Origin of the sequence: Bacteroides sp. 3_1_23 (genome assembly GCF_000162555.1) — a bacterium.
Taxonomy (GTDB): domain Bacteria; phylum Bacteroidota; class Bacteroidia; order Bacteroidales; family Bacteroidaceae; genus Bacteroides; species Bacteroides ovatus.
On record NZ_GG774960.1, the window covers coordinates 143,744 to 157,278 of the forward strand.

General features: G+C 45.3%; 9 protein-coding genes. 3 read left to right on the top strand and 6 right to left on the bottom strand.

Features of this window, described 5'->3' with window-relative positions; translation table 11 throughout:
- Window positions 1-8 precede the first annotated feature (8 nt).
- Together HMPREF9010_RS00375 and HMPREF9010_RS00370 are read left to right on the top strand one after the other, a co-directional pair.
- Window positions 9-5,069, top strand: a complete 5,061-nt coding sequence (locus tag HMPREF9010_RS00375; protein WP_008651959.1) for a DUF4132 domain-containing protein — start codon at window positions 9-11, stop codon at window positions 5,067-5,069.
- Window positions 5,070-5,076: 7 nt separating this feature from the next.
- Complete coding sequence (locus HMPREF9010_RS00370; RefSeq protein WP_004307141.1) at window positions 5,077-5,550, top strand: GAF domain-containing protein; 474 nt, start codon at window positions 5,077-5,079, stop codon at window positions 5,548-5,550.
- 109 nt (window positions 5,551-5,659) lie between these two features.
- Here HMPREF9010_RS00370 and HMPREF9010_RS00365 read toward each other — a convergent pair whose 3' ends face one another.
- From HMPREF9010_RS00365 to HMPREF9010_RS00340, 6 genes are all read right to left on the bottom strand, one after another.
- Entirely contained in the window at window positions 5,660-5,974 is a 315-nt protein-coding gene (locus tag HMPREF9010_RS00365) for a chaperone modulator CbpM (RefSeq protein ID WP_004307142.1), read from the bottom strand.
- Window positions 5,975-5,988: 14 nt separating this feature from the next.
- Window positions 5,989-6,954 (bottom strand): DnaJ C-terminal domain-containing protein, encoded by a 966-nt coding sequence (locus HMPREF9010_RS00360; protein ID WP_004327076.1) that lies wholly within the window; start codon window positions 6,952-6,954, stop codon window positions 5,989-5,991.
- Between the two features lie 94 nt (window positions 6,955-7,048).
- A complete protein-coding gene (locus HMPREF9010_RS00355; protein WP_008651962.1) occupies window positions 7,049-8,752 on the bottom strand; it encodes a phosphoethanolamine transferase in 1,704 nt (567 codons plus the stop codon).
- Window positions 8,739-9,938, bottom strand: coding sequence for a BamA/TamA family outer membrane protein (locus HMPREF9010_RS00350; RefSeq protein WP_004307146.1), 1,200 nt, complete (start codon window positions 9,936-9,938; stop codon window positions 8,739-8,741). The genes HMPREF9010_RS00355 and HMPREF9010_RS00350 overlap by 14 nt, the downstream gene beginning before the upstream one ends.
- Window positions 9,939-10,027: 89 nt before the next feature.
- The gene (locus HMPREF9010_RS00345; RefSeq protein ID WP_008651964.1) at window positions 10,028-11,041 is read right to left on the bottom strand and encodes a threonine aldolase family protein; all 1,014 of its coding nucleotides are present in this window, start codon (window positions 11,039-11,041) and stop codon (window positions 10,028-10,030) included.
- Window positions 11,042-11,212: 171 nt separating this feature from the next.
- Window positions 11,213-11,431 (bottom strand): winged helix-turn-helix domain-containing protein, encoded by a 219-nt coding sequence (locus tag HMPREF9010_RS00340; RefSeq protein ID WP_004301053.1) that lies wholly within the window; start codon window positions 11,429-11,431, stop codon window positions 11,213-11,215.
- Window positions 11,432-11,667: 236 nt separating this feature from the next.
- Here HMPREF9010_RS00340 and HMPREF9010_RS00335 point away from each other — a divergent pair, with 236 nt between their 5' ends.
- Window positions 11,668-13,407, top strand: a complete 1,740-nt coding sequence (locus HMPREF9010_RS00335; RefSeq protein WP_032843878.1) for a thiamine pyrophosphate-dependent enzyme — start codon at window positions 11,668-11,670, stop codon at window positions 13,405-13,407.
- The last annotated feature ends 128 nt before the right edge of the window (window positions 13,408-13,535 follow it).

Sequence of the window (13,535 nt, forward strand, 5' to 3'; positions counted from 1 at the left end):
AAAGAATCATGAGACTGATTTACAATGACGCATTAAATAAACGGATTGCTCCGTACCTGGAAAGGTTAACGAAAAAGAGAACCAGTTTAGACAAAGAGACAATGGCACTGTTGGATGTATTTATGCAATACTTCAACATGGATACCCGGTATGGTGCATACAGCGATAAATTAGAGCCTTGCATCATCTATATTATCCAAGAAGAGAAGATTAAAAGCGTTGCCAATCTTTTCGATGGTAAATTGAACAAGCTACTCCGCTATCTATTGGGAGACGAGTACGCCCACCTGTTCCACACCTATCTGAAGCTCAAAGCACGGTGCCCGTACACTCACGGATACTCGCGCCGGTCACAACGGTCGGCAAATCCTCTTCTGCATATCGGCCACGTTATAGATGCACTGACCCAGTTTCTGAAACTGCGCGCCACCGGATTTACGGTTCAAGCCATACTGAACGGAGGAAACACTCCGGAAGAAATAGAAGCATACAAGGATTCGATGAACTGCCAAAACTGGATGGCCGCCCAAATAGCAGAAGGCAACCAGACTGTCATTGAATACCTCAACAATGTGCTGACCAGTGAGAATAACGCCAACCGCCTCAACCAGGGACATCTCCAGGCTATCGCAGTAAGTGGATACCGCCCCTTGCTGGAACTGGAAGGGAAGTTACTTCTGGCAGCCAAGTTACAGGAGGGTCTCCGCCAAGCTATCGTGGAAACGATGGACGAAGGTTGTCCCGAAAGTTATCTCCATCTTTTCTCGGTCATCTGCGACAACGGCCTGCAACGATTTGCTTCCGTGAAACGCGGTATTGCAGTCAGTACGGGTATCGGAGAACAAGACAGCAGCGAACGTATCACCAATAAATATGTAGAACTGATCTATCGTTTTCTGAACGACCGGAAACAAGCACACAGTGCTCTTCAAAGCAAAGATACAATCGAACTCTATCTGGCTTTATGGAGCATCGGATTCTATAATACGGAAGAGATTCAGACGCTCGTACCGGAAATTATCAAGAAAGGTGCTAAATACCAGGTACAGACATTACTTTATTTCTTACGCTGTACGCAATACTCCGGCATGAACCACCGCATCAGTAAAAATGCCTTTGAAAGATGGTATAAGGAACCGTCGGTGGTGGCGGCTATCTTACCGTTGTATCTGTCCGGTCTCTATCTTAGCCGGTACGGAGGGCACAAAGACGCCCCGTCACTCCACGACTATTTTGATAGCAAAGAAGAGGCGGTCCGCCATTATGAATATCTGAAGCAAATCTATCAGTCCATCTCTGCCAAAGAGATTTATTCTCCTTATGTATTCCCTTGGGAAAGCACAGAACTCACCCGTTCGGAAATCGTTCTCAAAATGGCATATATCACCTGGATGACTAATAATTCTGCATTGAAAGACGATCTTTGCAGCTATCTGCCCTCTCTGGATACTTATATGCGGGCAGGCTATATCGGTGTTGTATTAGCTCCACCGACCAGTCCGCTACAGGAAGAATATGTACTGCAATCACTGGGAGACCGTTCGCAAGATGTGCGTGAAGAAGCATATAAAGCATTGTCCGAGATGACCTTATCGCCCGAACAAAACCAGAAAGTAGAAGAGTTACTGCGCTTCAAATACAGCGAAATGCGTATCCATGCTATCAATCTGCTGATGAAACAGCCCAAAGAACAGCTAGCCGACAGCATCCGCCGCTTGCTAACAGACAAGGTTGCCGAACGCCGCCTGGCAGGATTGGACATGATGAAGACCATACACAATGTAGAATTCCTGCAAGATATCTATCAGGAATTGATCCCGACAGTTAAAGAGATTCAGAAGCCGAACCCGAAAGAAAAAGTATTGATAGAATCTCTGATTGGCGATGGAACAGAAGAGAGCGTCACACAACATTATACCAAAGATAACGGTTTCGGTCTGTACGATCCGTCTCTTGAAGTCAGTCTGCCGGAAATTACCCAGGACAAAGGATTCAACGTTAAAAAAGCATTCGAATTCATCTGCTTTGGAAGGGCCAAACTCGTTTTCAAAAAACTAAGCAAATACATCGAAACCTACAAGAATGAAGAATTCAAAAATGGTTACGGAGAAGCACGTCTGGTAGGTAACAGTGTCCTGATAAACTGGAGCAACTACGGAGGATTGAGCGGACTCGGATTCCCGGAATTGTGGAAAGCCTTCTACGAAGAAGAAATAGGAAGCTACGACAAATTGCTGATGATGAGTTTCATGCTTGCATCGACAGGTACCGCTAAAGACGAAGACGACTCCGACGAGGAAGATGAAGAAGACATCAAGGCAGACCAGAAATCAAGTAATACTTTTGAGCCGCTTGTCAACCGGATGTATGCCGGCATCACTTACCGCGGATTGCAAAAAGACCTCCGCAAGATGCCGTACTATGAACAGATGAGTGACATCATCGAAGCACTGGCATACGAATACAAAGATGAAGCCGTCTATCAACGACTGGCCGTCAATATGCTGCTCCAACTATTGCCCTTGCTAAATACCAAAAACATCTTCCGCCAGTACACCAGTAAGCATGCATGGCTTCGGGACAAACTGGAATACGGAGAAAAACAGGTCGTTTATCCGATACATAACAACAAATTCGTGAACTTCTGGCTCGAAATGCCTCAAAAGCCCATGAATGATGATCTATTTATCCGTTACTTCACAGTGCGCTATCAGCTTTATAAGCTCACCAACTACATGGAGCACACCCCCGAACTAGAGGAAACAGACTCTTATCTTCATGCCACAGACTTCGCCCGTGCCTGGATGCTGGGAATCATCCCGACAGAGGAAGTATACCGTGAAATGATGGGACGCATCAGCTCTCCCAGCCAGATCAAAGCAATCACCATGGTATTGAACGACAACGTTCGTTTCAACAAGGAAAAAGAAAGATACGCCGATATCAAAAACATCGACTTCTCCCTCTTCCGTTCCCTCGCCCAAAAGGTGGTAGACCGGATTCTTGAAATTGAATTAAAACGTGGAGACTCCGAGACACAAGTCACCTCCCTTGCAGAAGAACTAAGCTACGTCTATGGAGCTGAAACATTTATCCGTATTCTGCAAGCATTCGGCAAAGATACTTTCATACGTGACAGTTACAACTGGGGCAGCACCAAACGGGGTGTATTGAGCAGTCTGCTCCATGCTTGTCATCCCCTGCCTACGGACACCAGCGAGAATCTGAAGAAACTGGCGAAACAAGCCGAAATCAGCGACGAGCGACTGGTAGAAGCCGCCATGTTCGCCCCACAATGGATTGAACTGACTGAAAAGGCAATAGGCTGGAAAGGACTGACAAGTGCAGCCTATTATTTCCACGCCCACACCAATGAAACGTGTGACGACAAGAAGAAAGCGATTATCGCCCGCTACACCCCCATCGACGTAGATGACCTGCGGGAAGGTGCTTTTGACATCGACTGGTTCAAAGATGCATTTAAGACAATTGGCAAGCAACGCTTCGAAGTGGTCTACAATGCCGCCAAATATATTTCATGCAGCAACAGCCATACCCGTGCCCGTAAGTTTGCCGATGCTACCAACGGTGCAGTGAAGGCGGCAGATATAAAGAAAGAAATAATAGCCAAGCGCAACAAAGACTTATTGATGAGCTACGGCCTCATCCCATTGGGACGGAAGCCGGATAAAGAACTGCTGGATCGTTATCAATACCTGCAAAAGTTCCTGAAAGAGAGCAAGGAATTCGGTGCTCAAAGACAGGAAAGCGAAAAGAAAGCGGTAAACATCGCTCTGCAAAACCTGGCACGCAACTCCGGTTACGGAGACGTTACCCGCCTGACCTGGAGCATGGAAACCGAACTGATTAAAGAACTTCTTCCCTACCTGTCCCCCAAAGAGATAGACGGCGTAGAAGTGTATGTACAAATCAACGAGGAAGGTAAATCGGAGATTAAGCAAATCAAAGACGGCAAAGAGCTCAACAGCATGCCTGCCAAGCTGAAAAAGCATCCGTATATAGAAGAACTGAAAGCAGTACACAAAAAGCTGAAAGACCAGTACACCCGTTCGCGCATCATGCTGGAACAGGCGATGGAAGACTGCACCCATTTTGAAGAAAACGAATTGCGCAAGCTGATGCAGAATCCTGTTATCTGGCCATTACTGAAACATCTCGTCTTCATCTGCAACGGACAGACGGGCTTCTACACCGATGGATTGCTGATTACAGTGAATGCCGTTTGCCTCCCGTTAAAACCGAAAGACGAGTTACGCATCGCGCACCCCACAGACCTGTATACAAGCGGAGACTGGCATGCTTATCAAAAATTCCTGTTCGATAAATCAATCCGCCAACCTTTCAAACAGGTATTCCGCGAACTTTACGTTCCGACTCCGGAAGAAATAGAAGCCACTCAATCCCGCCGCTATGCCGGCAATCAGATTCAACCGCAGAAAACGGTTGCCGTACTGAAAGGGCGCCGTTGGGTAGCCGATTATGAAGACGGCCTTCAAAAGATATATTACAAAGAGAATATCATCGCCACCATCTATGCCATGGCAGACTGGTTCTCTCCTGCCGATATCGAAGCTCCGACATTGGAATATGTCTGCTTCCATAGCCGCAAAGACTACAAGTTGATGAAAATCTCGGAGATTCCTCCTGTCATCTTCTCCGAAGTAATGAGAGACGTAGACCTGGCAGTAAGCGTAGCCCATGCCGGAAGCGTTGACCCGGAAACCAGCCACTCTACCATCGAGATGCGCAGCGTACTGGTGGAACTGACGATGCCGTTGTTTCATTTCAAGAACGTGACAATAAAAGGAAGTTTTGCTCACATCGAAGGTAAACTGGGTAAGTACAATATTCATCTGGGCAGCGGTGTGATCCATCAGGAAGGTGGTGCACAGATAGCCGTTCTTCCGGTACATTCGCAAAATCGCGGACGCCTGTTCCTGCCTTTCGTAGATGAAGATCCGAAGACTGCCGAGATACTGACTAAGATTATCTTCTTTGCAGAAGACGATAAGATAAAAGATCCGAGCATCCTGAACCAAATCAAATAGTAAAGAGATGGCAGAAAATTTAATCATCCACACAGGAAGCAAGGAAGAAAAGTATCGGGAGTTACTTCCGCAACTGCATGCTTTGGTAAGTACGGAAGCAGATCTCATTGCCAATCTTGCCAACATGGCAGCAGCCTTAAAGCAGACTTTCGGTTTCTTCTGGGTAGGCTTTTACCTTGTGAAAGAGGAAGAACTCGTACTGGGTCCGTTTCAAGGCCCCATTGCCTGCACTCGCATCCGCTTTGGCAGAGGAGTTTGCGGAACCGCTTGGAAAGAAGCCCGTACACTGATTGTTCCTGATGTAGAGCAGTTTCCCGGACACATAGCCTGTAGTTCGGACTCGAAATCGGAAATAGTAGTACCGATCCTCAAGCAGGGGAAAGTTGCCGGGGTGCTGGATATCGACAGTGATACATTGGATAGCTTCGACACTATCGACGCACGCTATCTGGAAGAGATTTGCACGTATATTGTATTATAAAATAACGGCATAAACATCCTGAAAAAACGGAGGCTCTGATTGAATGAATCAGAGCCTCCGTTTACTATAAATAGAGCCTCTGTTCGAATCAAACAGAGGCTCTATTTTTTTACCAGTCCATATCTTCTATTTCCCGTTCCCGGTACAGCAAAAGTTGTTTGCGAAGCGAACGCATTTCGTGCCTCATATCTTCCATCCTTTCCAGCAAATGATGAATGGCATCGATACCTTCCATGTTGATGGATAAGTCATAGTACATTCTGCTATAACGTTCCACGTTCGGGAGTTCCGACAAAAGCAGATAATGTTCACCGCCTTCGGTATGCACGTTAATCAAACCGCCCTCTTCCAACATTTCGATGAATGAAGGCTCAATATGACATTTGTGACAGTATTCACTGACAATTATTAATTCGGTCTGCATAGTACTCATTCATTTTAGTTCATACTCTGTAATTGACGGAACAACTCTTTCTGTTTGTCGGTCAAGTTCGTAGGAATCTTGACAGAATAGGTCACAATCAAGTCACCGAATTGTCCTTCCTTCTTATAAACCGGGAATCCTTTACCTTTCAGACGGACTTTCGTACCGTTCTGCGTTTCCGGTTTTATCTTCAGTTTCACTTTACCGTCCAGCGTGTCGACTACTTTCTCGCCTCCCAATACGGCAGAGTAAAGATCTACCTCCACATCTACGTACAGATCGTCGCCCAGGCGTTTGAACACCGGGTCTTCGGCTATAACGAACGTAATGTATAAGTCGCCCGCAGGTCCTCCGTTGACACCTTCGGCTCCGTAGCCTTTCAGTTTAATAACCTGTCCGTCGGCTACACCGGCAGGGATAGTGATACGTACCTGTTTACCATTTACAGTCAATATCTGCTTATGCGTTTGAGCAGCATCACGAAGGGAAAGATGAAGTTCGGCATTAAAGTCCTGTCCGCGGAATCCCGCAGAACCTTGTCCTCTTCCTCCCCGATGTCCGAACATTGATTCGAAGAAATCGGAAAATCCACTAGCGTTGCCACCGGAAAATCCTTCTCCATCGGAACTATACCAATAGGTTCCGTTACCGTCGGAGAAACCCTGACCCGCACCGCCGAATCCGCCAAAACCTCCTGCACCGCCAAAGCCTCCGGCTTGTTGCTGTGCACGTTTCTGCGCTTCGAATTCATCGGCATGCTTCCAATGTTCTCCGTACTCATCATACTTTTTACGTTTCTCGGGGTCACTCAGTACTTCATTGGCTTCGTTGATTTCCTGAAATTTATCCTTTGCACTAGGGTCATTAGGATTCAAATCAGGGTGATATTTCCGGGCCAACTTACGAAAAGCCTTTTTGATATCATCCTGAGAAGCACTTTTGTCTACTCCAAGAATCTTGTAATAATCTATATAGGCCATGTTTTATGAATTTAATCGTTCATACATCATACGGCAAATAACACGCCAATCCCATTTTTGGATGCAAAAATTAACAAGGATTAATACCTAATACTTAATACTTGATATTCCTCTTTTCCAGCATCTGGAAGTCTTGCTTCTTCATGCCCAAATCGTCCAACGGACGGGGATCATTGTGATCGTTCAGATAAACCCTCGGTTTCAGGACGTAGTGCGAAGCCGTCACAGCCTGCGAATCATCCCGGTAAGGAGTTTCTATTCCGCCTAAAGACAGCATGGTCGGGAAGAAAGAGCTGCTGGAAGAAACATTCTTATCCTTATTTTCAATAGCGGTATTCCAACGTTCGGGATACGTTTCGCGGTAGTCATCGGACATCCAAATCAGGAATGGCACATGAAGCTGATAATAAGAAGGTACGGGAGAAGCGTGGAGGAACAGATGACGGGAATCGTCGAAAATGTCCTCTCCATGATCGGAAGTGTAGAGCATGGCGGCATCTACCTGCTGTTTTTCCAACATACGGATAAGTCGTGACAGAAAATCATCCGTGTAACGAATAGAGTTGTCATAGGCATTCACCAGGTTATCCCGGTATTTTCTCTCTGCTTCCATCGGATAATCGGGCGTAAAGAAAGCATCTTCCGACGGGTAACGTTCGCGATAGTTAAAGTGGGAACCGTAGGTGTGAAGTACGATGAATTGTTTCGTTGCACCTTTCGCCAGTTCCTCCTCCACCAATTTCAGAAGTTCGTCGTCAGAAGGATTATAGGTAGAACTGACCGAATCTTCTTTTATAAAATCATACGTATCGGCTTCCATTCCGAAGAAGTCGATAAATGAATGGTTGTAACGTTGGTTGGAGAAAAAAGCCGTCCGGAATCCTGCCTCTTTGAAAGCGGTGATGATTCCTTTTTGATGGTAGATAGAGTCGTAGTTGCAGGCAGTAGCATCCGACATCAGCATGGGGACACTTTTATGTGTCGTATTCGACTCTGTCAACACTTTTGGGAAAGCAATCAGACCCATTTGCCGGGATAAGAGCGGGTTCGTTTCACGTTCGTAACCATACAATTGCCAGTTTAGGGCACGAGAGGTTTCTCCTATGACCATTACATATACTTCCCGTTTTCCCTCCGGATGAGTAGGCCGGGCATGGAAAGTAAAGTCTTTGGATGTACGGTGGTAATCCTGTGTCAGAGCTGTTCTTTGAAAGGCAAGACCTACGTTGTAGCATACGTTTAGCGGGTATAAATCAGATTTCAACTCATATCCCGAATCCTGCACATAGGCTCCGACAAGACTAAGGAGGGAGATTCCAAAGACCAGGAAGGCTCTCTTCCGTTCCCTGCGAATGAACTCTACCGTAAGTTTCCGTTTACGTATAATTGAAATCGTCCCTAATATCAGGGCAGGTACATAGAGTATGATTACAGCAATAATGGCAGGTGTGAGATTATCGAGCAGTTCCAATGCCTCACTCGAATTGGTGGTGACCAGATTCAAAAACATATCGACAGCGATAATGGACTGGCCGAATAAATAAAGCAACACGATCTGAAAGGCTCCGAAGAACAGGAACAGGAATAAAATCCACAGCATCTTGCCGCAATTCCTCGACAAAGTCATCAACAGGTAATAGCAACCGAAAGGTAACAACACATTGGCGACTTTTGCCATAAATGGTAAAGGTTCTGTAAAACAGAGTACCATATTAGGTACTATCAAGATAAACAGGAACAGATAAAACAGATGTTCCTGATTTTCCAACCAATTCTTTATATTTTTAAAAAGCTTCATTGATGTTAAAAATAAATCCGGTCTGGTGTTTGCCAAACCCTAAATCCAAACGTACATTTACTCTCTTCTTAAATTCCCAACGATACCCGAAGCCATAATTAGGCAGAATGTGTTTCGGGGTGAACTCGGAAAGTCGTGGAAAAATCGTTCCCGCTCCTACCCATACAGCTACTCCATTCCGTTTCCAGACGTGTTGCCGGAGTTCTATTTGCGCGTCCATTGCTCCCTTGTCCCGATAGCGTCCTTCGTAATATCCGCGCATGGAGTAAGAACTTCCCAACGTTGCCATCAATCCCCAAGGGGTATCGCCATAGGTAAGCAATGTGTGGAATTGCCCTGCCAGCACTCCACCTTTCCATACCGGCTGATAATAACTGGTAGTCAGTTCTGTACTGCTAAACGCATATTTATTGCCGAGAAAAGCCGGACTGAACCGCTGGTCTATCCGCAAATAATAGCCATGATATGCATTTGTCAGGAAATCACGTGAATCGTAAAGGAGGGAAAGTCCCAGGCTGGTATTAGTGGTTCGCGCGGCCATTCCTTCCCATAGTTCCGGTTTCTCAAAGTTCCGTCCGTCGATATAATCGAATACGGCCATCGGGCCGATGTAGAAGTTCTTTGCCAGCCGAAACATAAAATCGACTTTCACCTGTGCCTGAAAACGTTTATAATCGCTTTCGTTATCAGAGTTCGCTCCATTGTCATATCCCCGTCCCCAATACAGACTGGGAAAAGAATAGAAATAGAGATTGTAATTCAAGCGGTATTTATCTTTTGGAAACAGATGATTTCCGCGGACTCCCAACAGATAGAAGCCGACAGTCGACACATCTCCGTAAAGAGAGACATTGGAGGGAGGAAGAAGCGTATCAATCCGATCGGTTCGATATAGTCCGGCTGCCACCAGTCCGAGTCCGAACTTGGTGTCACTGGAATAATGTGGGCCGCCTATCACACTGAAATCAAACTTTTTATTCTTTTTTTCCTTATTGGCGTCATTGAAGTAATCAAGAAACTTTTTAAAGAAACTGCGCTTTGCCGGAATGGAATCTTCCATGGTTGCAGATATAGAACCCTCCGGCAGTTCAATTTTAGTAGAATGCAGCTGTGCGCCCAACGGGGTTTGTGTCAACAACAAAAGCGCGAATATGATTAGCCTGTTCTGTCTAGTATTCATAATCATAAGAAGTAGAAAACTTTGCGGACAAAGTTAGTTTCAAACTTCCTATAAAAACAGATATTCAGGCGCTTTTGTTGTTCCGGATTTCCTTTTTAACGTTTTAAAAGTCTTATAAACTCGTCTACATCCTCCTCTGTGGTATCAAAAGAAGTCACCAGACGGATTTCATTCTTCTCTTCGTCCCAAAAATAAAAGAAATAAGACTCCAGCATGCGGTCGATAACCGGGCGGGGCATGGTGAGGAATAACTGGTTACTTTCGGCTTTTTGAGTGAAAGTTACTTCGGGCAGTTTCTTCAATTCAGTGTAAAGTTTGGCAGCCATTGCATTGGCATGGTTGGCATTCTTCAGCCAGAGGTTATCTGTGAGGTATGCCGTAAACTGGCAAGAGAGGTAACGCATCTTCGACGCTAGTTGGGCGGATTGCTTACGGATGAAGCGGGCTTCCGATTGCAAGTCTTTATTAAATACAATCACGCACTCTCCCATCATCAGTCCGTTCTTCGTTCCGCCAAAACTAAGAATATCGACTCCGCAGTCTACTGTCAGTTCTTTTAAGGAAAGATTCAAAGCGGCACAGGCGTTGGCTATTCTGGCTCCGTCCATGTGTACATACATACCATTCAGATGGGCAAAGTCTGTCAGACGTTTCAATTCTTCGGGAGTATAGATGGTGCCAAGTTCGGTACATTGGGAGATGTAGAGGGCTCTGGGTTGTGAATGGTGTTGATCGCCGAAACCATGCAGATAAGGTTGCATCAATTCCGGGGTAAGTTTACCGTCAGGAGTGGCAATCGGGCGAATCTGACAACCTGTCATTTTCACAGGAGAGCCGCATTCATCTACATAGATATGAGCCGTTTCCGCACAAAAGATGGAATGATACGGACGGGTCATCAGCTGCAATGCTACCACGTTGCTACCCGTTCCGTTAAATACAAACAAGGGGACACAGTTGGGCGTAAAGGTTTCCTTTATCTTCGCTACGGCTTCTTCTGTCCATTTATCATCGCCATATCCTAAAGAATGGTCTATATTAGCCCGGTTCAATGCTTCCATTACCAACGGATGCACACCGGAATTATTGTCGGAGGCAAAACTTCTCATTGTTTCTTACATTTTAATTCGTGATGCAAAGTAACAGAATTATTTCCGGAAATCCATTGAAAGGAAGATACATAAAGCAGAAAAAGGATAAAAAACAAGAATCTCCGAAGTGCTGACTGGGCTGTCATCCCTCCGGAGATTCTTCTGTTCTCGTTAAAGCGTCAAACTCTTTCAGCCAATATAAACATTCACACAGAGATATACATAAAGCTCTTCATCGCACTGATCGAACTCTATTTTGCTCTCTCTTGACAACCACCCCAAAGCGGCACCCAGCTCTTTATCTTTCAGCCCGGATTTTCTCTTCAAAAGTCCATAGCTCCACTTCTCATTATTGCTAAGCAGTTGCCAAACCTTACCGGCATTCACACCGATTTCATTTCTGTTCATTTTTCTAGAGTAATTAAGAGGTTTAATACATTAGGTTAAGATTTCGCCTATAAAGATAACAAAAGGATATTGCAATTGTTTATACATCTTTACTAAAAAGTTGTTACAGAATTAATTTTAACATAAAAGCGGTGATGTGTCCCGACACAAAGGCGTTATTAGCATATGTTAAATCAGAACTTTTCTTTGCAGCCATCTGTTATTACATAAAAATCAATCCTAAACCAATTACAGCTATGGCAAAAAAAATAGCAGAACAGTTGATAGATACTCTGGTAAAATCCGGAGTTGAACGCATCTACGCCGTAACAGGCGACAGTCTGAATGAAGTAAACGAAGCAGTCAGAAAAAACGATCAAATAAAATGGATACATGTGCGCCACGAAGAAACAGGGGCGTATGCCGCTGCGGCAGAAGCACAACTGACCGGTCGCCCGGGATGCTGCGCGGGAAGTAGCGGGCCGGGACATGTTCATCTGATTAACGGCTTGTATGACGCACACCGGTCCGGCGCACCGGTAATCGCCATCGCCTCTACAATTCCCACCGGAGAGTTCGGTACGGAATATTTTCAGGAGACGAATACCATCAAACTTTTTAACGATTGCAGTTATTATAATGAAGTAGCCACTACTCCCACACAATTTCCACGTATGCTCCAGTCGGCCATACAAACGGCTGTCACCCGCAAAGGGGTGTCCGTTATCGGGCTTCCGGGTGACTTGGCAAAGGCTTCTGCCGTTGCTGTCGACTCGTCGGTTATCAACTATCCTGCCCCACCGGAAGTTTGTCCGTCGGAAGAAGATCTGGCTCAATTAGCTGACATGTTAAACAAACATACGCGTATCACTCTTTTCTGCGGCATCGGTTGCCGGGGAGCTCACGAGGAAGTGATTGCTCTTTCCGAGAAGCTGAATGCTCCGGTGGTATATACTTTCAAAGGAAAGATGGAGGTGCAATATGAAAATCCGTATGAAGTGGGTATGACCGGATTGTTGGGAATGCCGTCGGGCTATTACAGTATGCATGAAGCCGAAGTGCTTCTCATGCTCGGCACCGACTTTCCTTATTCCGCTTTCCTGCCGGATGACATCAAGATAGCACAGATTGATATAAAGCCCGAACGTCTGGGACGTCGTGCAAAGGTGGATATCGGACTTTGCGGTGATGTTAAACTGAGCATCCAAAGTCTATTGCGTATGCTGAATCCGAAGACAGATGATTCGTTCCTGTTGAAACAACTCAAAAGATATGAAGGCGTAAAGAAGGATCTGGCTGCTTACACGGAAGATAAAGGCGACGTAAATAAGATTCATCCCGAATATGTGATGTCCGAAATAGACAAACTAAGTTCGGACGATGCTGTGTTCACAGTAGATACGGGAATGACTTGTGTGTGGGGAGCACGTTATCTGCAAGCGACAGGCAAACGCCACATGCTGGGTTCTTTCAATCATGGTTCTATGGCAAATGCTTTGCCGCAAGCCATCGGTGCCGCACTAGCTTATCCGGATCGCCAGGTAGTGGCGCTTTGCGGAGATGGTGGCTTGTCTATGACTTTAGGAGACTTGGAAACCGTTGTACAATATAAGTTACCAATTAAAATTATCGTATTCAACAACCGTTCATTGGGAATGGTGAAGTTGGAAATGGAAGTGGACGGATTGCCGGACTGGCAGACAAATATGTTGAATCCAGACTTTGCTCAAGTGGCCGAAGCAATGGGAATGACCGGATTTAATGTCAGTGATCCGGAAGAAGTGTTGACTACCTTACTGAATGCATTTGAGTTGGACGGTCCGGTACTTGTTAATATCATGACTGATCCGAACGCACTGGCCATGCCTCCCAAAATTGAATTCGGTCAAATGGTGGGCTTTGCACAATCAATGTATAAGTTGTTAATCAACGGTCGTTCACAAGAAGTAATTGATACGATCAATTCTAACTTTAAGCATATACGGGAGGTATTTTAAGTTATTCTATTTTGAATATTTTCATAACCTCTCTCAAGGTATGACCTACTATTATTGTCAATTTCAATAAGGTAAGTCATACCTTTTTATAGTCTATCTTGAGGTGATAATCATTTTATTTTCTTATG

Excerpts from the sequence above, each read along its gene's own strand:
- HMPREF9010_RS00340 (WP_004301053.1), bottom strand. The coding sequence starts at position 11,431 with ATGAACAGAAATGAAATCGGTGTGAATGCCGGTAAGGTTTGGCAACTG.
- HMPREF9010_RS00355 (WP_008651962.1), bottom strand. The coding sequence starts at position 8,752 with ATGAAGCTTTTTAAAAATATAAAGAATTGGTTGGAAAATCAGGAACAT.
- HMPREF9010_RS00360 (WP_004327076.1), bottom strand. The coding sequence starts at position 6,954 with ATGGCCTATATAGATTATTACAAGATTCTTGGAGTAGACAAAAGTGCT.
- HMPREF9010_RS00365 (WP_004307142.1), bottom strand. The coding sequence starts at position 5,974 with ATGCAGACCGAATTAATAATTGTCAGTGAATACTGTCACAAATGTCAT.
- HMPREF9010_RS00335 (WP_032843878.1), top strand. The coding sequence starts at position 11,668 with ATGGCAAAAAAAATAGCAGAACAGTTGATAGATACTCTGGTAAAATCC.
- HMPREF9010_RS00370 (WP_004307141.1), top strand. The coding sequence starts at position 5,077 with ATGGCAGAAAATTTAATCATCCACACAGGAAGCAAGGAAGAAAAGTAT.
- HMPREF9010_RS00375 (WP_008651959.1), top strand. The coding sequence starts at position 9 with ATGAGACTGATTTACAATGACGCATTAAATAAACGGATTGCTCCGTAC.
- HMPREF9010_RS00345 (WP_008651964.1), bottom strand. The coding sequence starts at position 11,041 with ATGAGAAGTTTTGCCTCCGACAATAATTCCGGTGTGCATCCGTTGGTA.
- HMPREF9010_RS00350 (WP_004307146.1), bottom strand. The coding sequence starts at position 9,938 with ATGATTATGAATACTAGACAGAACAGGCTAATCATATTCGCGCTTTTG.